Source organism: Phenylobacterium composti DSM 19425, from assembly GCF_059568645.1.
Genome location: NZ_JCANTT010000002.1, coordinates 100,232 through 120,180, shown reverse-complemented (window position 1 = coordinate 120,180; position 19,949 = coordinate 100,232). Strand labels below are relative to the sequence as shown.

The window sequence follows — 19,949 nt, the reverse complement described above, 5'->3', positions numbered from 1 at the left end:
AAAAGTGATGGCTTTACAAAAACTTGGTTTGGCGACCCGGGAGGGACTCGAACCCCCGACCTTGGCTTTAGGAAAGCCCTGCTCTATCCGGCTGAGCTACCGGGCCGCACGCGGCCGGGTCTTAAGGCATGAGCGGCCGGCGCGCTAGCCGTCCGCGCTAGCCGGCGGCCATCACCAGGAGGCCGGCGACGCCGATCACGGCGATGGCGATCACCGCGATCAGCACGACCTTCTCGGGGCCGCGCCGCTGGCTGGACGGCGTGGCGGTCTCGTCATTGCGCGTGCCTTCGACCTTGGCCATGTCGTCCTCCTGGGTTTCGTAGGGGACAACCCCGCCGGGCGAGGCCCGTTCCGGCCGACGGCGGCGCCCGGAACGAAAAACGCCCGGCGCGGGGCCGGGCGTCGTTCCGTCTGGGCTGGACCGAGGCGCTTAGGCCGCAGCGGCCGCGGCCTTGACCAGCGACTTGTTCAGCATGGCGATGGCCGCCTCGCGGTCGATACGCTCGATGGCGGCGACTTCCCGGGCCATGCGGTCCAGGGCGCTCTCATAGAGCTGGCGCTCGGAGTAGGACTGCTCGGGCTGGTTCTCGGCGCGGTGCAGGTCGCGCACCACTTCGGCGATCGAGATCAGGTCGCCCGAGTTGATCTTGGCTTCGTACTCCTGGGCGCGGCGCGACCACATGGTGCGCTTCACCCGGGCGCGGCCCTTCAGGGTGCTCAGGGCCTTCGACACCAGGCCGGTATCGGCCAGCGGACGCAGGCCGGCGGTCTTGGCCTTGGCGGTGGGAACGCGAAGAGTCATCTTCTCGTGGTCGAAGGTGATGACGTAGACCTCAAGCTTCAGACCGGCGACTTCCTGGGTTTCGATCCCTTGCACCTGGCCCACGCCGTGAGCCGGGTAGACGACGTGATCGCCAACCGAGAAATCGTGACCGTTCTTGCTCATCGAGAAAATCCTCTCAAAAACCCTGTCCGGCAGGACAGCCGGGAGCGAGACGCGAGCGGCCGCCGAGCGACAAAACCACCTTGTCCGCGGAATGGGATCGCGGCGGCGTCATCGCTCTGAGCGGAAGTAGACCTATCTACAGACACCCTTGCCCGAGCCGCGCGGGCCGGCGGCGGGCTGTTCCGTGTTGAGACAGGCAGCAGGCAAGCCACGCCGCCACGTCAACAATGACGGTATCACAAAATTCAGCGGAATGAAAGGCTTGCGCCGGCGCAGGCCCGATGAGCTCCAGGAACCGGAGCCGTAAGGGTCTAGGAGCCGCGGCCCGGCTTCTCGGAGAAGTACTTCTCGAACTTGCCGGTTTCCCGTTCGTACTGCTCCCGATCCGCCGGCGGCTCGCCCTTGACCGTGATATTCGGCCACACCCGCGAGTATTCAGCGTTGATGCGCAGCCACTTGCCGTCGGGTTCGTCTTCGGTGTCGGGCTTGATCGCGTCCACCGGGCACTCAGGCTCGCAGACCCCGCAGTCGATGCATTCGTCGGGATTGATGACGAGGAAGTTCTCGCCTTCGTAGAAGCAGTCGACGGGGCACACCTCCACGCAGTCCATGAACTTACATTTGATGCAGGGATCCATCACGATGTAGGTCATGGCGTGCAGGTACTCCGGGCTGCCCCCCTTCGGGCGCGCGGGTTTTCCAAGGCCGCCGCCCGGTTGTCAATGCGGCGGCTTTGCAGGCGCCGCCAGGAAATCTGACAGTCCTGCGGACCTGGCGGAAAATCTCCAAAGACGTGTGGCCGCCGGAAGCCTGTCAGCCGGCCTCGAGGTGGGAGTAAAGCATCCGCGCCTCTTCCGCCGGACCGCGGCGCTCGCCGAACGCCTCCACCTGCACGGCGATCAGCCGCCCCCCCAGGGCGAAGACCAGTCGGTCGCCGAGCTTCACGGGGCGGGCCGGCTTGTCGAGGCGGTTTTCCTGCCCCTGCCGGGTGAGACGCACTCGGCCCTCGACAATGAACTTCGCCGCCAGGGACCTTGTCTTGAAGAAGCGGGCGCGCCAGAGCCAGACGTCCGCGCGGCAGGACTCCTCGATCATGCCTGGGCGGCCTTCTTGCGGCGGCGGGGGCGTCTACGCCGGGCCGGGGGCGGCTGATCCTTGAGGGCGGCGAGGGCGGCGAAGGGCGAGTGGGCCGGCGGGGGCTTGGCCTCGGGGGCGGCCTTTTTTTCGCCGCGCCGGCGCCAGGCGATGGGCTCTCCGGCCTTCGGGCGGTTCGCCGGGGCGAAGCCCAGGCCGCGCAGGATGGTCTCGGCCTCCCGGCGGCTCCAGCCCAGTTCCTCCCGGGCCTGGTCGGACAGCAGCACGCCCGCCCCCTGCCGCGCGGCGCCGCGGAGAAGCTCATCCAGCCGCTCCAGCTGCTCAACCGGGACGGCGAGACCGCGCACCGCCCGCAGGCCGTGGGCGGAGAGCGTGCGGGCAGCGATCCCTTCGGGCAGCGCGACGACGGCGCCCGCCACGGGGCGCCAGTCGGGGCGCATGCGGGCCGCAATGGCCTGGGCGAGGGCCCGGGCCTCGGGCTTCAGGAGGCCGGGCATGAACAGCGAAAAGGCGCCGATGCGCACGCCGAGGCCTCGCAGGACGCGGCGTTCCACCTGGCTCAGGGCGCGCGTCTCCTCGCGCACCTCGGCTCGGTCCAACACGCCGCCGGCCTCCACCAGACGGTAGGCGAGGCCGCGGGCGAGGCCCTTGACCTTTCCGTCGGCGAGGGCGCTCTCCAGCCGCCGGAGCGGCGAAAGCCGACGCGCGGCCTCGGCCGCCACGAAGGCCTCGAGCCGGCGCTGGGCGCGCTGGCGGGCGGCGTCATGGCCGAGCTCGCCGAGGAGCCGGACCCGGGGGCTGAAGGGCTCGCCCCCGGCGATCACCCCGGCCGCTTCCCCGCGCCAGAGGACCATGCCGTCGGGGCTGAGGCTGAAGGCCTCGTCCGGCTCGGCGGCCAGCCTTCCCAGGCGCTTGGCGATCTCGGGGGCCACGGCGTGGTTGGCGGCGGCGCGCAGGGCCTTGGTCTCCAGCACCGTCTGCCCCTCGGCCGGCTCGAAACGCACGCCGGAGAGGCGGCCCACATAGTGGCCCTCCACGGTCACGGCGCCGTCGGCGGCGACCCCCGCCAGCATCTCCTCGCGCACGTTCAGCGCCCGCATGAGCGCGCTAGTCCGCCGGTCCACGAACCGGGCCATCAGCTTCTCGTGCAGCGTGTCGGAGAGCCGGTCCTCGAGCTGGCGGGTGCGGCCCTGCCAGCCGGCCGCGTCGTGCAGCCAGTCGGGGCGGTTGGCCACATAGGCGAGGGTGCGCACCGAGGCCAAGCGCTGGGCGAGGGCGTCGATCTCGCCGTCGATGCGGTCGAGGTGGGCGTACTGGCGGGCGATCCAGTCCTCGGCGATGCGGCGCCGCCCGCCGGTGAGCTGGAAGAAGAAGTCCTTCACCAGCCGGACGTGCTCGTCGGTGGCGGTCTTGCGGAAGTCGGGCGTCTGACAGACATCCCACAGGCGCATGAGGTTGGTCTTGTCCCGGGTGCGGCGGGCGACGTCGGGATCCTCGGCCAGCTGGCGCAGGGTGATCTCGTCGAGGGCCTCCCGGGCGAGCTTCAGCCCTTCGCGGTCGGGCGCCTGGGCCAGGGACTTCATCAGCGCCGGCAGGGAGGAGAAGTCGAGCTTCGAGTTGCGCCACTCCGCGCCGGACACGGGCTCGAAATGATGGTTCTCCACCGCCTCCACGAGATCGGGGTCCATGTCTTCGGCTTCGCCAGTGACGCCGAAGGTGCCGTTCTTCTGGTAGCGGCCCGCCCGGCCGGCGATCTGGCCGATCTCCTGGGGATAGAGGAAGCGGCTGCGCCGGCCGTCGAACTTGCGCAGGCCCGCGAAGGCCACATGGTCGACATCCATGTTCAGGCCCATGCCGATGGCGTCGGTCGCCACCAGGAAGTCCACCTCGCCCGATTGATAGAGGGCCACCTGGGCGTTGCGGGTGCGTGGCGACAGGCTGCCCATGACCACGGCCGCGCCGCCCCGCTGCCGCCGGATCAGTTCGGCGATGGCGTAGACCTGGTCGGCGCTGAAGGCGACCACGGCCGAGCGCCGGGGCAGGCGTGTCAGCTTCTTGGGGCCCGCATAGCTCAGGGTGCTGAACCGGTCCCGCGTCTGGATCTCGGCGTGGGGCAGGAGGCGGCGCACGAGCGGGGCCATGGTTCCCGCGCCCAGCAGCATGGTCTCCCGCGTGCCCCGGGCGTGCAGCAGCCGGTGGGTGAAGACGTGGCCGCGCTCGGGATCGGCGCACAGCTGGATTTCGTCCACCGCCAGGAACTCGACCTCCACCGACAGGGGCATGGCCTCGACGGTGCAGACGAAATATTGCGGCCTCGGCGGGACGATCTTCTCCTCGCCGGTGATCAGGGCGACGGCGCGCGCCCCGCGCAGCTTGACGATCCGGTCGTAGATTTCGCGGGCCAGCAGCCGCAGCGGCAGGCCAATCATGCCCGACTGGTGGCCCAGCATCCGCTCGACCGCCAGGTGGGTCTTGCCGGTGTTGGTGGGGCCGAGCACCGCGACCAGCCGTGGCGGCGCTGCGCCCGACGGACGGTCGCTCATGGCCCTAAGGTGGGATGGGCCGCAGAGTCGGGCAAGCGGAGCCGGCCGTTCGCGCATCGAGCTCAGGCGACGCCTGCCTGCCCGGTCAACGCCTGGGCCCCTTGCGCCTACCGCCTGGGTGAAGGGCGGCTGCGTCTCACGCCGGCTTGATTGGCCGGCGCTTGACCCCGATGTCGGGGTTGGCGAGCGGTGGGGTTTCAGGCCGCCCGAGCGGCGCAACCACGGAGGTCCGAGGGTATGACTGAACGCCTGTTGCTGGACGACGCCCAGTACGCCCTGCTGCGCAGCCTTCGCGACTGCCGCGGGCCCACGGGACGGGCGCCCAAGCGCCGGCTGCTGCAGCATGCCCGGGAGACCTATGGCCTGACCGCGGAGCGGGCGATGCGGGCGCTCTCCGACCTGCACCGGGAGAAGCTGGTGCGGCTGGACCTGGCGCAGCGGGTGTTTCTGGCGAGCGGCGTGACGCTTCTGGAGGCCGGAGATCCCGGGGCGCCGCACTCCATGCGCGGCGACGACGGAATGGTCTGGCTGGTGCTGCCGGCGCCGTCTCCGGCCGACGCGCCGGCGGAGATATAAGCGCCCCATAATGCGCGCATCATTTGGGCGGGGCGCGCGAGGCTGTATGGTCTGACGCTACACATCCAAGAGGAGGCGGCGGATCGATGTTGCGGGTCCTGGTCGAGGCGGACGACCGCAAGGCGGAACGGCTGGAGCGCTTCCTGGCCGGCCAGCCGGGGGTCACATTCCGCCGAACCACGGCCCGCGCCGCGACCGAAGCCGAACTGGCCCAATGGCGACCGCATCTGCTGGTGCTGGACCCGGACGCGGCCGAGCCTCTGGCGCCCTTCATCCCCGAGGCGGGAGCCCACGCCCTGTCGATCGCCTTCCTGCCGCCCGCCGACCGTGACCGGGTTCCGGCCATCCTCAACCACGCGCCCATCGGCGTGCTGCCCCCGGCCTATGACCGCGGCGACGTGACCTCGCTGCTGGCCGCCGCGCGCAGCGAGGCCGAACTGCCGGAGCCGCTCGCGCGGCGCGCCGCCCGGCCCGGCGTCGAGGTCTTCGCCCTGGCCAGCGCCGCCGCTGCGGCGCTCATCGGTTTCAGCCTGCCGGGCGCCCCCGCCCTGCTTCAAGGCGACCGTCAGGCCGGCTATGTGCTGGCCGCGGCGCTGAGCCTCGTCGCCCTGGTCGTCCTGCTGAGCGCCCGCCGCCCCTGGGCCGCGGCCCTGCAGGCCGCCCTCGTCGGCCTGCTCACCCTCGCGCCGACCGAGGCCTAGTTCCGCTTTCGCAGCCATCCTCCGCTGCGGGCGGACCGGATGGCCCCCCGCACGTTCAACGGAGTCCCATGCTGCATCACACGCCCCTGATCGCCACAATCGCCGTCGGCTTCCTGGTCGCCTTCATCCTTGGCCTGGTCGCCAGCCGGTTCAAGTTGTCGCCGATCGTGGGCTATCTGCTGGCCGGGGTCCTCGTCGGACCGTTCACGCCGGGCTTCACCGCCGACTCCAAGCTCGCCGCCGAACTCGCCGAGATCGGCGTGATCCTCCTGATGTTCGGCGTGGGGCTGCACTTCTCCTATCGGGACCTGTTCGCGGTGAAGAACATCGCCCTGCCCGGGGCGGTGGCGCAGATCGCGGTGGCCACCCTGCTCGGCATGGGCCTGGCCTGGGTCATGGGCTGGCCGATCGCCGGGGGCCTGATCTTCGGTCTGGCGCTTTCCGTGGCCAGCACCGTGGTCCTGCTTCGCGCGCTTGAGGAGCGGCAGTTGCTCGACACCCGCAGCGGTCACATCGCCGTCGGCTGGCTGATCGTCGAGGACCTGGCCATGGTCGTGGCCCTGGTGCTGCTGCCTGTGCTGGCCACCACCCTCCCGGGCGGCGACGGCGCGGCGTCCGCCCAGGCCTCGGCCGGCGGCTCGCTCGGCGCGTCCCTCGCCATCACCTTCGGCAAGGTGGCGGCCTTCGTGGCCCTGATGTTCGTGGTCGGCCGGCGGGTGATCCCCTGGCTGCTGGCCCGGGTCGCCGGGGTCGGCTCGCGGGAGCTGTTCACCCTGGCGGTCCTCGCCATCGGCATCGGCATCGCCTACGGCGCGGCGGTGCTGTTCGACGTGTCCTTCGCCCTGGGCGCGTTCTTCGCCGGCATGATCCTCAAGGAGTCCGAGCTCAGCCACAAGGCGGCCGACGACACCCTGCCGCTGCGCGACGCTTTCGCCGTGCTGTTCTTCGTCTCGGTGGGGATGCTGTTCAATCCGATGGTGCTGGTGGAGAAGCCGCTGGCGGTGCTGGCCACCCTCGCCATCATCCTGGTGGGCAAGTCGGCCGCGGCCTTCTTCATCGTCCGGGCCTTCCGCTATCCCAGCGACACGGCGGTCCTGATCGCCGCGAGCTTGGCGCAGGTGGGCGAGTTCTCGTTCATCCTGGTCACCCTGGGCCTGTCCCTGGGCGTGCTGCCGGAGACCGGGCGCGACCTGGTGCTGGGCGGCTCGATCCTCTCCATCGTCCTGAACCCCACCGTCTTCGCCATCGCCGGACGCCTGCGGGCCATGCGCCTGCGGCGGCTCAGCGCCAAGACCGGCGGCGAGGCGCCTTCGGATGTGGCCTCGCCCTACCAGACGGCCTGTTCGGACCATGTGATCGTCATCGGCTTCGGCCGGGTCGGCAAGCGCGTGGCCGAGCATCTCATCCGCCAGGGCGAGAGCACGGTGATCATCGAGTCCGACATCAACCGCGTGGAGGACCTGCGCCAGGTGGGGCAGTCGGCGATCCACGGCAATGCGGCCCGGACCGAGGTGCTGGAGGCCGCCGGGGTGCGGCGGGCCCGCAGTCTGCTGGTGGCGGTGCCCAACGGCTTCGAGGCCGGCGAGATCGTGGCCCGCGCCCGGGCCATGAACCCGGGCCTGCGGATCGTCGCCCGGGCCCACCTCGACGCCGAGGTGGAGCACCTGAAAGCCAATGGCGCCGACCGGGTGATCATGGGCGAGCAGGAGATCGCCCGGCTGATGATCAGCGATGTGGGAGAGGAGGCCGCGCCGGCCGCCGCCTGAGGCGCGAACCTCGGCCATTGCGCCATCGCCCGGAGCGGTTAGGGTCCCCGCAATCTCAGTCTAGGGGACCTCCCTCATGCACGCTTCCCGCCGTCAGATCCTGCTGACCGCCGCCGCCGCGGGCCTGGCCTCGGCCGCGCCGCTCCGCGTCTTCGCCCAGGGCGCGGCCGCCGGTCCGGTGGCCGATCCGCGTCTCGCCGCCCTGCTCGACGCCTTCGTCGACGAGATCCTGCGCGAGAACCCGGCCTACGCCACCGGCCTTGGACTGGACAACGGCCGCTACGCCGACCTGCGCAGTCGTCTGAACGACCGCACGGCCGCCGGCCGCGCCCGGGAGATCGCCGCCTACGCCGACCGTGCCAAGCGCCTGCGGGCCATCCCGCGGAGCAGCCTCAAGGGCCGCGACCTGACGCTCTATGACACGGTGCTCTACGCCATGGACCTGGGCGCCGAGGGCGGCCGGTTCGTCTATGGGCAGGACTACGCCAACCCCTATGTCGTCAGCCAGCAGGACGGCTCGGTGGCCAATGTCCCCGAGTTCCTGAACTCGCAACACCCGGTGGAGACCCGCGAGGACGCCGAGGCCTATCTGGCGCGCCTCGACCAACTGGGCGCGGCCATCGACGCCGAGACCGAACGCACCCGCGACGCCGCGGCCCGGGGCGTCGTTCCGCCGGCCTTCATCCTGGCCACGGTGGTCAAGCAGCTCACCGACGCCCGCGCCGTCGACCCGGCCGCCTCGCGCATGGCCACGTCCGTCGCCGAGCGCGCCAGGGCCAAGGGCATCGCCGGCGACTGGCAGGCCCGCGCCGCGGCCATCGTGGCGGAGAAGGTCTATCCGGCCATCGGCCGCCAGCTTGAGGCCATCCAGGCCCTGCAGGCGAGCGCCACCAACGACGCCGGCGTCTGGAAGTTCAAGGACGGCGCCGACTATTACCGCTGGTCCCTGAAGTACAACACGACCACCGATCTCTCGCCCGACGAGATCCACCGGATCGGCCTCGAGCAGGGCCGCGAGATCGACGGGATCATGGATGCGATCCTGAAGTCCCAGGGGATCACCCAGGGCACGGTCGGCGAGCGCATGAGCGCCCTGACCCACGATCCGCGCTTCCTCTATCCCAACACGGACGAAGGCAAGCGGCAGGTCCTGGCCGAGATCGAGAAGGCCGTGGACGGCATCCGGCCGTACATCTCGCAGTTTTCGAAACTGGGCCTGAAGGCGCCGGTGGAGGTGCGGGCTGTGCCGAAGGAGATCGAGGCGGGCGCCGCCCTCGGCTACATGAACTTCGCTTCCCTCGATGGCTCGCGGCCGGCGATCTACTATGTGAACCTGTCCGACACGGCGAACTGGCCGAAATACACCCTGGCCAGCCTCTCCATGCACGAGGCGCTGCCCGGCCACGCCTGGCAGGGGGCGTACCTTGCCGAGCGTAGCAACGAGATCCACACCATCTCCTCGCTGATCGGCTTCGGGGCCTTCGTCGAGGGCTGGGCGCTCTACGCCGAACAGCTGGCCGACGAGGTGGGCTTCTACAAGGACGATCCGTTCGGCCGCCTGGGCTACCTGCAGGCCCTCCGCTTCCGCTGCGCCCGCTTGGTGGTGGACACCGGCCTGCACGAGAAGCGCTGGACCCGGGAAAAGGCGATCCAGGAGCTGGCCGGCGCCACCGGCCGCTCGATCGTCGCGGCCACCAGCGAGGTCGACCGCTACTGCGCCAGCCCCGGCCAGGCCTGCGCCTACAAGGTCGGCCACAACGAGATCGTCCGCCTGCGCGAGAAGGCCAAGACGGCGCTCGGCCCGAAGTTCGACCTGCGCGACTACAACGACCTCGTGGTCACCACGGGCGGCGCGCCCCTGGCGGTCCTGGAGACGGTGGTCGACCGCCACATCGCGGCGGTGAAGGGCTAGGCCAGAAGCTCCAGCAGCGCCTTCACGCAGGCGGCGGAGTTGGCCGCGGCCATGGCCTCCATCTCGGTGAAGGTCACGTGGCTCTCCTCGCCGGCGAGGTCCGAGAGGGTGCGGATGACATAGAGCGGCGCGCCCCAGGCCTCGGCGACCTGGGCCACCGCGCCGCTTTCCATGTCTATGGCGTCGGCGCCGAGGCGGGCGCGCAGCGCGTCGCGGGTGACGCTGCAGTTCAGGAAATAGTCCGCGGTGGTGATCCCGCCGAGGCGGATGGGATGGCCAAGGCTCGGCCCGACCCGGGCCAGCAGCCGCTCGAAGGTCGCCCGGACCTCGGGCGCCACAGGCTCCAGCGCGGCCAGCTCCGGCGCGCCGAACGGGATCTCCCCCGAGCGGGTGGCGGTGAAGCGCCCGGCGGTGACGATGCCGTAGTCGTGGATCCCCAGGGCCCCGGCCAGCAGCACCGAGCCCACCGGCAGTTATGGGTGCAGGCCGCCGGCCACGCCCGAGAAGACCAGGGTGCGTGCCCCGAATCGGTCCAGCAGCAGGGTGGCGGCGGCCGCGGCGTTGACCTTGCCCAGGCCGCTGCGGGCGAGGGCGAGGCCGTGGGCCGTCGAGACCTGCAGCCCGCCGTAGGTTTCAGGAGGCGTGTCGATGCCCAGCGTCGCGCGAAGGGCGGCCAGTTCTTCCGGTGTGGCGCAGAGAATGCCGATCATCCGCGCCTTCTGGCCCATCCCAGGGCGTCCGTCCAAGGCCGTTCCACATGTCGCAAGGCGAGGCGCCGTCTCGGCGTTCGGTGAACCATGGCCGACCGGGGCGGCGTGATGACGCATGCCAATTGCCCACCCGGCGCCCATATTCCGCCCCGGTGAGACGCGAAACGGTGGGAACCATCGCCGTGGAGTGGCGGCGTCTCTAAGCAGAAAGCATCGTCCTGAAGCCCGGCGGCAGTCCGGGCAGGGCGCCATCGGTGAAAAGGGTACAAGGCATGATGGACGGCTGGCGCGCGCGCCTTTCCGAACTGGCGAAGGATCGCCCGCTGCAGGCTGTTACGCTCATCGCCGCCGTAGTGGCTACCGCAGCAGCGGCCGCCCCGGTGCCCACGCCCGCCGGCCCGCGCCCGGCGATCATGACCGCCATGCAGCGCGCCGAGGCGCCGGTCGTCCGGACGGTGCAGATGGAGCTGATCTGGCAGGGCGCGGACCTCGATGGCGACGGCCAGGCCGACTTCGCCAATCCCACCGGCCAGGCGCCGCGGGAACATGACGCCTACGGCTCGGGCAAGTTCGGCGCCTCCCGCGACGGCGGCGTGCGCCGCCACGAAGGAGTCGACTTCGTCGCCGAGGGCGGCCAGGCGGTAGCGGCTCCGATCTCGGGCTATGTCACCAAGATCGGCTACGCCTATGCGGGTGACGCCAATCTGCGGTTCGTGGAGATCAGCAACCCGGCCCTGCAGCTGGAGGCCCGGGCCTTCTACGTCGATCCCGACGTGGAGGTTGGCGATGCGGTGCGGGTCGGCCAGCCGATCGGCAAGGTCCACTCGCTGCAGCGGAAGTATCCGGGGGGCATGACCGACCACGTCCATCTGGAGCTGATCGACAAGCGCGGCCGCCGGATGGACGCCACGCGGATGATCACCGCCCAGTATGTGGCGCGGCCCCTGGCGGCTGGCGCCGGAATCATCGCCGCCGACTGATCGCGGGCGGTTTTCTGAATACGGCGTGGCTGCCGCGCGTGAGGGCGCACGCGCCCGGAGGCCGGCGCCTGACGCAAGGTCAGGCTGTTCTGGAACGGCCGCGGAACGCAGCGTGTCCGAATCGCTGACTCGCCGCGATTCGGCTTTCGTTCCCTACGAGATATGGTGTCCGCAGGCTGGGGCGCCTACAAGGCGCGTCGGCTGAAGGCGACGTAAAGGCCCGCTCCGCACGCTTTCCGGCCGCCTCGCCTTGACGCGCGCAGGCGCCTTCCTCTATATCGCCCGCTCCCCGCGCGGACGGCCGCCGCCCGCGTGTCCTGAAGTTTTTCCGCGAAGGTCCTTTCGCCATGTCGCGTCGCTGCGAACTCACCGGTGTCGGCCCGATGGTCGGCCATAACGTGAGCCACTCGAACATCAAGACCAAGCGTCGGTTCATGCCGAACCTGACCAAGGCGACCGTCGTGTCGGAAGCCCTGGGCCAGAGCGTGACCCTGCGCATCACCAATGCGGCGCTCCGTACGGTGGACAACAAGGGTGGCCTGGACGCCGTCCTGCTCAAGGCCCGTGACGAGGTGCTCTCGCCGCGCGCCCTGAAGATCAAGCGCCAGATCAAGGCCAAGCTCGCCGAGCAGTCGGCGGCCTAAGGCCAGACACAAGCTGTCGTTCCGGAAAGGCCGTCCTTCGGGGCGGCCTTTTCTTTTTGCTTTCGCTCAGGGCCGCCAGTCGAAGGCCAGCAGCAGCGTGCGCTGGCCGGTGGGCAGGCCGTTGTAGAAGCCGAAGTTGTCGTCCGAGACGAGATAGAAGCGCACGCCGCCGTCCGGCGAGGGCGTGGCGGCCAGCCCCTCGAAATTGTCCACTGTCAGCGGGCGGCGGATCTCGAGCGAATCGACAACGCGCCCCTGGCGATCCACGATGCGCAGGCGCACGATATTGCCGGTCAGGGGTGAGAAGCTGCGGAACAGATAGGCGCGGCCGCCGTCGGGCAGGGCGTCCATGGCCACCAGCTCGGAGCCCTCCAGGTCGACCCGGCCGTCGGGCGCGCAAGGGGCGGACAGCCGGCAGAGGAACAGCTCGCCGGTGGCCTCGATCCCCACCCGATAGGCGTCGGGGCCGGCCTCGGGGGCGGCCATGGCCGCCTCCATGCCCTTGTTGCTCACGTAGCGGATGTTCGGGGCGGGCGCCGGCCGGGGCAGGGCGCCGTCCGGCGGATAGGCCAGGATGCGGTCGTGCTGTTCGAAGGCCGCCACCAGGGTTCCGTCGGCGAGCACGGCGAACCCCTCGACGTCGTATTCACTAGGGCCGCCGGCGTGGAGGTCCGCGCCCGTCACGTCCTTGAGGGCCGAGATGCGGGCGTCCGCGAGGCCTGCGAGGCGGCCGGCCGCGTCGAGGACGATCTGCGCCTCGAGGACGTCGGCCTGGTCGCCGATGGAGATCAGCCGCCCGTCCGCCGTGACCTTCAGGTCCGAGAGGCCGCCGAGCCGCGAGGTCTGGGACGAGCTGAGCGCCAGGCCCCCGGCATAGATGAAATTGCCGATCTGCGTGCGGGCGGGGTCCGTGGGATCGAGCGGGACGGGCGCGCCGTCCACGACGATGGCCGCGCCATAGGCGACCGGTTCGGTGGGCAGCCGCGCCGCCGGTCCGTCCAGGCAGCCCGCCAGCAGCAAGGCGGCGGCGAGCGCGCCCAGGCCGCGGCGAGCCGCCGTCAAGCCGTGGCCCTCCGGACTTCCTTGAAGGTGGAGCGGCGGGGGGCGGCCTGCGGGCCTTGGGTGGTGGGCGGCGGCGCAAGCAGGCCCGCCGTCCGGCGGTTCACCGCCCGGGGCTCCTCCTCGAACAGCTCGGCCAGCTGCTCCACCATGGCGCCCGCCAGTTGCTCCACATCGACGATGGTCACGGCGCGGCGATAGTAGCGGGTCACGTCGTGGCCGATGCCGATAGCGATGAGCTGCACCGGGCTCTTGGTCTCGATTTCGGTGATCACCTCGCGCAGGTGGCGCTCCAGGTAATGGCCCGAGTTCACCGAAAGGGTGGAATCGTCCACGGGCGCCCCGTCCGAGATCACCACCAGGATGCGCCGCTGTTCGGGACGGCCGATCAGCCGCTGGTGGGCCCACATCAGGGCCTCGCCGTCGATGTTCTCCTTCAGGAGCCCTTCGCGCATCATCAGGCCGAGGTTGCGGCGGGCCCGGCGCCACGGCGCGTCGGCGGCCTTGTAGATGATGTGGCGCAGGTCGTTCAGCCGGCCGGGCTGCGGCGGCTTGCCGGCCTTCAGCCAGTCTTCGCGGGACGAGCCGCCCTTCCACGCCCGGGTGGTGAAGCCCAGGATCTCGGTCTTCACCCCGCAGCGCTCCAGGGTCCGCGCCAGGATGTCGGCGCAGACCGCGGCCACCATGATCGGACGACCGCGCATGGAGCCGGAATTGTCGATCAGGATGGTGACCACCGTGTCGCGGAACTCGGTGTCCTCCTCTTCCTTGAAGGAGAGCGGGGCGGTGGGGTCGATGATCACCCGGGTAAGGCGCGCGACGTCGAGGACGCCTTCCTCCAGGTCGAAGGTCCAGGAGCGGTTCTGCTGCGCCAGCAGCTTGCGCTGCAGGCGGTTGGCCAGACGCGAGACCACGTTGGAGACCGAGGCCAGCTGCTGGTCGAGATAGGCCCGCAGACGGGCCAGTTCCTCGGGCTCGCACAGCTCCTCGGCGGCGACGATCTCGTCGTGCTCGGTGGTGAAGACCTTGTAGGTGACCGCTCGGTTGTCGCCGGACGGATCGGGGCGGGCGGGCTGGTCGCCCTCGCCCATTTCAGGAGGCTCCTCGGCGTCCTGGCCGTCGGGATCCTCCTGGGCCTCCATCATCTGGCTGTCGTCGGTCTCGGCCTCGCGGGTCTGCGACTCCTCGTCGTCCATGGCCGACTGCTGCGGGCTCTGGCTCTCGCCGTCGCCTTCATCCTCGGTCTCGGACGGCGTGGACTCGCCCTCATCCTCGCCCTGGTCCTCCTCGTCGTCCTGGTCGGGCGTGTCCGCCAGGTCGTCGCCCATCTTCAGGTCGCGAATGATGCTGCGGGCGATCCTGGCGAAGGCCTGCTGATCTTCCAGGGCCTCGGCCAGGCGGTCGAGGTCGGCGCCGGCCTTCTCCTCGATCTCGGCCCGGAACAGGTCCACCAGCGGCTTGGCGGCGGCCGGCGGCGGCTGGCCTGTCAGCCGTTCCCGGGCGATCAGGGCCACCACCTCGCCCATGGGCGGGTTGGCCAGGGCTTCGACCTGATTGACGGTCCGCCGCGCCCAGGCCTGCTCCATCACGGCGGCCAGGTTCTCGCGCACCCCGCCCATGGCGTTGGCGCCGATGGCCTCGATCCGCGCCTGTTCCAGCCCGTCGTAGATCGGCTGGCCCAGCGGCGATTGCGGGCGGCTGCGGGCGTGGGTGGCGGCGTCGTGATGGGCGATCCGCAGGGCCATCTGGTCGGCGAGGCCGCGGATGCGCGCCGCCTCCTGGGGCGTCAGGTCGCGCGGCGGATGAGGCAGGATGGCCCGGTTGCCCTGAAGCTGCGGACCCTCGCCGGAATAGACGATTTCCAGGTCCGGGGTTTCGGCAAGCGAGCGGGCGGCGTGCGCCAGGGCGCGCTTGAACGGCTCCAGGGGGCTTTCCGGGTTCTTCGCCATCGCTTCCGTCTTAGATCAGGGCTGACCCGGCGGGAAACAAGGAAGTATCGGGGAACCTCCACGGCCAAGCCGTGTTCTCAGCGACGGGCCGCGTGGAGCCCATGTTGTCCTGAGGAGAGAGAGCCATGCTTCGTTGGGCTCTGATCTTCGCGATCGTCGCTCTGGTGGCGGCGGCTCTCGGCTTCGGCGGCATCGCCGGCGCTGCGGCCGGCATCGCGAAGTTCCTGTTCTTCCTGTTCGTGGCGGGTTTCGTGATCTTCCTGGTGCTCGGCGTGATGGCCGGGCGCAAGTTGACCCGCTAGCCCCGCGCAACGCGGAAGAAAGACCGCCCGCCTCCGGCCCGGAGGCGGGCGTTTTTCGTTACGGCTTAGCGCGCCAGGCCTTGGACTGCTGGCCCACGATGTCGACCAGGTCGCCCATGGCGAGGTTGACGTCGATCAGGTGCAGGCCCCAGTCCTTCATGATCAGGGCGCCCGTGCCTACGTCGCCGTTGATGTCGTCGGTCCGCGGGTCGGCCGGGTCGGCGTTCACATGGACCTCCAGATAGTTGAAGCCGTCGCGCGAGACGCATTGGCCGGCAAGCAGGCCGGGCGTCGCGACGAACGGAGTGCTCGGGTTCGGCTTGTCCTTCACCCACTGGGGCGTGGGGCCCGAGGCGCTGGCGATGGCCGACTCGTTCGACAGGTAGCTGCGCAGCGGCGCCTTGCCGCCGGCGAGGGCGGCAGGGTTCACGCAGGCCGCTTCCATGCCGGGCGTGGTCACTTTGCCGAAGCGCGAGTTGGCGGGCGGCGGGATGGTGTCGCGGAACGAGACGTAGCTGATGGCGCAGCCGGTCTGGGCAGCCGAGCGGCACAGCGGGATGGTCTTGAAGTGGCCGGTGTCCTTGCCGGCTTCCACCGGCAGGTTCGAGCCCAGGATCAGGGCCGAGATCAGCTGCTTCTGAACCGGCTTGCCCTCGATCTCGGCGGGGATCAGTCGCTGCAGCACGCCCGAGCCCTGCGAGTGGCCGATCAGGACCACGCCGCGGCCCTTGTTCTCGTGCTTCAGATAATAGTTCCAGGCGTCGACCACGTCCTGGAAGCCGGTGTCGCGGGTGGCCGGATCGGTCAGGCCCGCCATGGGCTGGCCGGCCATCAGGGAGCGCAGGGCGGCCAGGGTGACCTGCCGGTACATGGGCGCGAACGGCCGGCAGACGCTGCCGAAGCGGGCGAACTGCTGCTTGACCACGTTCAGCTCCGCCGGGTCCGCCTTCAGGTCGGAGATCACCCCGGGGTCCGTGGACACCGTCGGATAGACGTAAAAGCAGTCGATGGGCGCGTTGGGATCGGCCTTGAACGTCTCGACGCGGGTCGAACCGTCGGCCTCCACCACGGTGGTGGTCAGGTCGACGGCGCAGGCGTCGTCCGCCTTGCCCGGGTAGCAGAGCCAGTTGGCCCTGTCGGCGTAGTCGGTGCGGGCGGCGCCCGCCGGCGCCTGGGCCTCGGCCGCGCCGGCCCCCATCAGGAGCCCAAGGCTCAGGGCGAGCGCGCTCGCATAGGTCTTCATCATGTCCGTATCCTCCCCCAGGACGTATTCGAATATTTAGTATGTTATCGCCCGACCCTGGGCCGCCGTCCAGTCGTTCGATGCGGGCATGCGCAAGTCGCCCGCGGCGGCGGGCATGTCGTCGACAGCGGGGAGATGCGACCGGGGCCCGCGAGCCCCGGCTCTGGTCTTAGGCCACCCGCACCCGGGCGGTGCTTTCCGGCAGGTCCTGGCCGAAGGCGCGCTGGTAGAACTCGGCCACGGTGCCGCGCTCCAGTTCGTCGCACTTGTTCAGGAAGGTCATGCGGAAGGCGAGGCCCACGTCGCCGCCGAAGATCTCGGCGTTCTGGGCCCAGGTGATCACCGTGCGCGGGCTCATGACGGTGGAGATGTCGCCGTTCATGAAGGCGTTGCGGGTCATGTCGGCCACCCGGACCATGGCGGCGATGGTCCGCCGGCCCTCGGGGGTGTCGTACGACGGCGCCTTGGCCAGCACGATGGCCGCCTCCACCTCGTGGCTCAGATAGTTGAGCGTGGTGACGATGGACCAGCGGTCCATCTGGCCTTGGTTGATCTGCTGGGTGCCGTGATAGAGGCCGGTGGTGTCGCCCAGGCCAATGGTGTTGGTGGTGGCGAACAGCCGGAAATAGGGGTTGGGCCGGATGACCCGGTTCTGGTCGAGCAGGGTCAGCTTGCCCTGGGCCTCCAGCACGCGCTGGATCACGAACATCACGTCCGGACGGCCGGCGTCATATTCGTCGAAGACGAGGGCGATCGGCCGCTGGATCGCCCACGGCAGGATGCCTTCCCGGAACTCGGTGACCTGCTTGCCGTCCTTCAGGACGATGGCGTCCTTGCCCACCAGGTCGATCCGCGACACGTGGCTGTCCAGGTTCACCCGGATCAGCGGCCAGTTGAGGCGGGCCGCCACCTGCTCGATGTGGGTCGACTTGCCGGTGCCGTGATAGCCCTGGACCATCACCCGGCGGTCGAAGGCGAAGCCGGCCAGGATCGCCCGGGTGGTCTCGGGATCGAACCGGTAGGCCTCGTCCGTGTCCGGCACGTGGGGATCGCGTTCCGAGAACGCAGGGACCTCCATGTCGAAGTCCACGCCGAACGTCTCGCGGGCGTTCACCGTCTTGTCGGGGACCAGGGAGATCAGCTTGTCTTCGGTGGTGTCGAAAGCGGCCATGAAACGCCGATTACTCGCTTGCCCGGGCGGAAGCAAACGGGTGTTTCTAGGGTGAGCGCGGCCCGCCCGAGAGCCGCGCCGGGGAGGTCGCCATGTTGGACGCTGCCGCGCCGGACTACCGCATCATTTCCGTCAGGCCCCAGCCGTCGGGTTTCGGGGCCGAGATCACCGGGGTCGACCTCTCGCGGTCGCTGGCGTCCGAGGCCCTGGCGGAGGTGAAGGCGGCCTGGGCCCGACATGCGGTGGTGGCTTTTCCGGACCAGCCGCTCAGCCTGGAGGCGCTGGAGGCCTTCACCCTGCAGATCGGTCCCTTCGGCGAGGACCCGTTCATCAGGCCGATGCCCGGCCATCCGAACGTCCTGGAGTTGCGCCGCGAGCCCGACGAGAAGGCCGTCAACTTCGGGGCCGGCTGGCACTCTGACTGGAGTTTCCTGCCCCAGCCGCCGGCGGCGACCATCCTGCGGTCGGAAGTGGTCCCGCCCGTGGGCGGCGATACGCTCTTCTGCGACTGCACCCGGGCCTATGAGGCCCTGTCGCCCACGTTCCAGAAGATGCTGGCCGGCCTGCGGGCCATTCATTCGGCGGGCCGGGCCTATGGGACCAAGGGCGTGTTCGCCCGCGAGACCGAGAAGCGGACCATGGAGATCATCGTCTCCCCCGAGGCGGATCAGAGCCTCGCCCACCCGCTGGTCCGCACCCATCCGGTCACCGGCCGCAAGGCGCTCTACGTCTCGCCGGTCTATACGACCGGGATCGAGGGGCTCTCGGCCGAGGAGGCCGCGGCCGTCCTCAGCTTCCTCTTCCGCCACATGACTCAGCACCAGTTCGTCTATCGCCACCGGTGGCGGCCCGGCATGGTGCTGATGTGGGACAACCGCTGCACCGCCCACTTCGCCGAGGGCGGCTATGACGGGAGCCTGCGGGTCATGCACCGCACGACGGTCGCGGGCGAGGTTCCGGCCTGAGCGTCTGACGGCGCCCGCGCGCGCCGGCCCTGGGCCGGCCGCAGTCAGTCCTCGTGCTGGACCTTGGTGGGCACCAGCCCCACCAGGCTGAGCAGCGCCGCGGCGGCGAGATAGGCCCCCACCAGGCCGAGACCGCCGCGTCCGACGAGGGCCTGGGCGGCGATGGGGGCGAGGCCGCCCCCGATGATGCCGCCGAGGTTGAAGGCGATGGACGCCCCCGTGTAGCGCACCCGGGGCGGGAACAGGCTGGGCAGATAGGCGCCGAGGGGGCCGTAGACGAAGCCCATGGCCAGCAGCGCGAGGGACAGCCAGGCCAGGATCAGCAGCAGCGAGCCCGAGCCCAGCATGGCGCCCAGGGTCGCGCCCACCAGCACGGTGCCGCCGCAGCCGGCGATCAGCACCCGGCGGGGATTGGCCTTGTCCGACCACCAGCCGGCCAGGACGATGCCCAGGGCCAGGAACAGGATCGCGCCCAGCTCCACGGCGAGGAAGGTCTCGCGGCTGTAGCCCAGGGTGGCGGTGCCGTAGCCCAGGGCGAAGGCCGTCGCGATGTAGAAGATGGCGAAACAGGCCACCACCGCGAAGGTGCCGCCCACCAGGGCGCCCGGATGGCGGCGGATGACCTCGGCCATGGGCACGTGCGCGGGGCCGGCCTCGTCGAGCACCTTCTGGAAGGCCGGTGTCTCGGTGAGCTTCAGTCGCACCCACAGACCGAGGATCACCAGGATGGCGCTGAGCAGGAACGGCAGGCGCCAGCCCCAGGCCTGGAAGTCGTCGGCGCTGAGCGTCAGGCCGAGGATCAGGAAAAGGCCGTTGGCGGCGATGAAGCCCACGGGCGCGCCGAGCTGGGGGAACATGCCGAAACGGGCGCGCCAGCCGGGCGGGGCGTTCTCCACCGCCAGCAGGGCCGCGCCGCCCCATTCGCCGCCCAGGCCGAAGCCCTGGCCGAAGCGCAGCAGGCAGAGGAGGGCGGGGGCGATCCAGCCGGCCACGGCGTAGGTCGGCAGGAAGGCGATCAGCAGGGTCGACAGGCCCATGGTCACCAGCGAGGCCACCAGGGTCGACTTGCGCCCGATCCGGTCGCCGAAGTGCCCGAAGAAGGCCGCGCCCACCGGCCGGGCGAAGAAAGCCACGGCGAAGGTGGCGTAGCTGCTCATCAGCTGGGCCGAGGCCGACGCCTCGGGGAAGAACAGGCGCGGGAAGACCAGCGAGGCCGCGGTGGCGTAGATGTAGAAGTCGTAGAACTCCACCGCCGTGCCCACCAGGCTTGCGGTGAGCACGCGAGGCGTCGAGTTGGTGGCCGTCACGGAAAAGCTCCCCCTGATGACCTCCGCTTCGCGCCGCGGGCGCGCGAGGTCAAGCCGCATGGCGTGCGACGAAAATTCCG

General features: G+C 70.3%; 18 protein-coding genes, 1 tRNA gene and 1 pseudogene. 8 read left to right on the top strand and 12 right to left on the bottom strand.

Going from position 1 to position 19,949, the window contains the following annotated elements; genetic code table 11:
- Positions 1-29 precede the first annotated feature (29 nt).
- The 6 genes from BO64_RS01120 to BO64_RS01095 all read right to left on the bottom strand — a co-directional run bounded on the left by BO64_RS01120 (position 30) and on the right by BO64_RS01095 (position 4,584).
- Positions 30-106: transfer RNA gene (locus tag BO64_RS01120), tRNA-Arg, on the bottom strand.
- Between the two features lie 51 nt (positions 107-157).
- Positions 158-301: a hypothetical protein gene (locus BO64_RS01115; protein WP_496401430.1), complete on the bottom strand. Its 144-nt coding sequence runs from the start codon at positions 299-301 to the stop codon at positions 158-160.
- Positions 302-430: 129 nt separating this feature from the next.
- Positions 431-946 carry a CarD family transcriptional regulator gene (locus BO64_RS01110; RefSeq protein ID WP_496401429.1) on the bottom strand — a complete coding sequence of 172 codons (516 nt, stop codon included), beginning with the start codon at positions 944-946 and terminating at the stop codon, positions 431-433.
- Between the two features lie 311 nt (positions 947-1,257).
- Positions 1,258-1,599, bottom strand: a complete 342-nt coding sequence (gene fdxA / locus BO64_RS01105) for a ferredoxin FdxA (protein WP_496401428.1) — start codon at positions 1,597-1,599, stop codon at positions 1,258-1,260.
- Positions 1,600-1,759: 160 nt separating this feature from the next.
- Positions 1,760-2,041, bottom strand: coding sequence for an RNA-binding S4 domain-containing protein (locus BO64_RS01100; RefSeq protein WP_496401427.1), 282 nt, complete (start codon positions 2,039-2,041; stop codon positions 1,760-1,762).
- Complete coding sequence (locus BO64_RS01095) at positions 2,038-4,584, bottom strand: helicase-related protein (protein WP_496401426.1); 2,547 nt, start codon at positions 4,582-4,584, stop codon at positions 2,038-2,040. Before BO64_RS01095 ends, BO64_RS01100 begins: the two co-directional genes overlap by 4 nt.
- A 237-nt stretch (positions 4,585-4,821) precedes the next feature.
- On the opposite strand from BO64_RS01095, the gene BO64_RS01090 reads away from it, so the two are divergent.
- The 4 genes from BO64_RS01090 to BO64_RS01075 all read left to right on the top strand — a co-directional run bounded on the left by BO64_RS01090 (position 4,822) and on the right by BO64_RS01075 (position 9,539).
- Positions 4,822-5,160 carry a hypothetical protein gene (locus BO64_RS01090; protein ID WP_496401425.1) on the top strand — a complete coding sequence of 113 codons (339 nt, stop codon included), beginning with the start codon at positions 4,822-4,824 and terminating at the stop codon, positions 5,158-5,160.
- Positions 5,161-5,246: 86 nt separating this feature from the next.
- On the top strand, positions 5,247-5,861 hold the full coding sequence (locus tag BO64_RS01085; protein WP_496401424.1) for a hypothetical protein: 615 nt from the start codon (positions 5,247-5,249) through the stop codon (positions 5,859-5,861).
- A 68-nt stretch (positions 5,862-5,929) separates the two neighbouring features.
- Positions 5,930-7,627, top strand: a complete 1,698-nt coding sequence (gene ybaL / locus BO64_RS01080) for a YbaL family putative K(+) efflux transporter (RefSeq protein WP_496401423.1) — start codon at positions 5,930-5,932, stop codon at positions 7,625-7,627.
- A gap of 76 nt (positions 7,628-7,703) precedes the next feature.
- The gene (locus BO64_RS01075; protein WP_496401422.1) at positions 7,704-9,539 is read left to right on the top strand and encodes a DUF885 domain-containing protein; all 1,836 of its coding nucleotides are present in this window, start codon (positions 7,704-7,706) and stop codon (positions 9,537-9,539) included.
- Here the strand turns inward: BO64_RS01075 and mtnN are convergent.
- A pseudogene (mtnN, locus tag BO64_RS01070) lies at positions 9,536-10,249 on the bottom strand (5'-methylthioadenosine/S-adenosylhomocysteine nucleosidase). The gene BO64_RS01075 and the pseudogene mtnN overlap by 4 nt on opposite strands.
- A gap of 272 nt (positions 10,250-10,521) precedes the next feature.
- Here mtnN and BO64_RS01065 point away from each other — a divergent pair.
- Both BO64_RS01065 and rpmB read left to right on the top strand, forming a co-directional pair.
- On the top strand, positions 10,522-11,229 hold the full coding sequence (locus BO64_RS01065; protein ID WP_496401421.1) for a M23 family metallopeptidase: 708 nt from the start codon (positions 10,522-10,524) through the stop codon (positions 11,227-11,229).
- Positions 11,230-11,576: 347 nt separating this feature from the next.
- On the top strand, positions 11,577-11,873 hold the full coding sequence (gene rpmB, locus BO64_RS01060; RefSeq protein WP_496401420.1) for a 50S ribosomal protein L28: 297 nt from the start codon (positions 11,577-11,579) through the stop codon (positions 11,871-11,873).
- Between the two features lie 66 nt (positions 11,874-11,939).
- Here the strand turns inward: rpmB and BO64_RS01055 are convergent, their stop codons facing one another.
- Both BO64_RS01055 and cobT read right to left on the bottom strand, forming a co-directional pair.
- Positions 11,940-12,935 (bottom strand): esterase-like activity of phytase family protein, encoded by a 996-nt coding sequence (locus BO64_RS01055; RefSeq protein WP_496401419.1) that lies wholly within the window; start codon positions 12,933-12,935, stop codon positions 11,940-11,942.
- A complete protein-coding gene (cobT, locus tag BO64_RS01050; protein ID WP_496401418.1) occupies positions 12,932-14,881 on the bottom strand; it encodes a cobaltochelatase subunit CobT in 1,950 nt (649 codons plus the stop codon). The genes BO64_RS01055 and cobT overlap by 4 nt, the downstream gene beginning before the upstream one ends.
- A gap of 125 nt (positions 14,882-15,006) precedes the next feature.
- Between cobT and BO64_RS01045 the strand changes: the two genes are divergently transcribed.
- Entirely contained in the window at positions 15,007-15,183 is a 177-nt protein-coding gene (locus BO64_RS01045; protein WP_496401417.1) for a DUF1328 family protein, read from the top strand.
- Positions 15,184-15,241: 58 nt separating this feature from the next.
- Here BO64_RS01045 and BO64_RS01040 read toward each other — a convergent pair whose 3' ends face one another.
- Together BO64_RS01040 and cobS are read right to left on the bottom strand one after the other, a co-directional pair.
- Positions 15,242-16,429: a DUF3089 domain-containing protein gene (locus tag BO64_RS01040; protein WP_496401416.1), complete on the bottom strand. Its 1,188-nt coding sequence runs from the start codon at positions 16,427-16,429 to the stop codon at positions 15,242-15,244.
- Between the two features lie 166 nt (positions 16,430-16,595).
- A complete protein-coding gene (cobS, locus tag BO64_RS01035) occupies positions 16,596-17,597 on the bottom strand; it encodes a cobaltochelatase subunit CobS (RefSeq protein WP_496401415.1) in 1,002 nt (333 codons plus the stop codon).
- Between the two features lie 92 nt (positions 17,598-17,689).
- Between cobS and BO64_RS01030 the strand changes: the two genes are divergently transcribed.
- Positions 17,690-18,562 (top strand): TauD/TfdA dioxygenase family protein, encoded by an 873-nt coding sequence (locus tag BO64_RS01030; protein WP_496401414.1) that lies wholly within the window; start codon positions 17,690-17,692, stop codon positions 18,560-18,562.
- A gap of 44 nt (positions 18,563-18,606) precedes the next feature.
- Here BO64_RS01030 and BO64_RS01025 read toward each other — a convergent pair whose 3' ends face one another.
- Positions 18,607-19,869 (bottom strand): MFS transporter, encoded by a 1,263-nt coding sequence (locus BO64_RS01025; RefSeq protein ID WP_496401413.1) that lies wholly within the window; start codon positions 19,867-19,869, stop codon positions 18,607-18,609.
- Between the last annotated feature and the right edge of the window lie 80 nt (positions 19,870-19,949).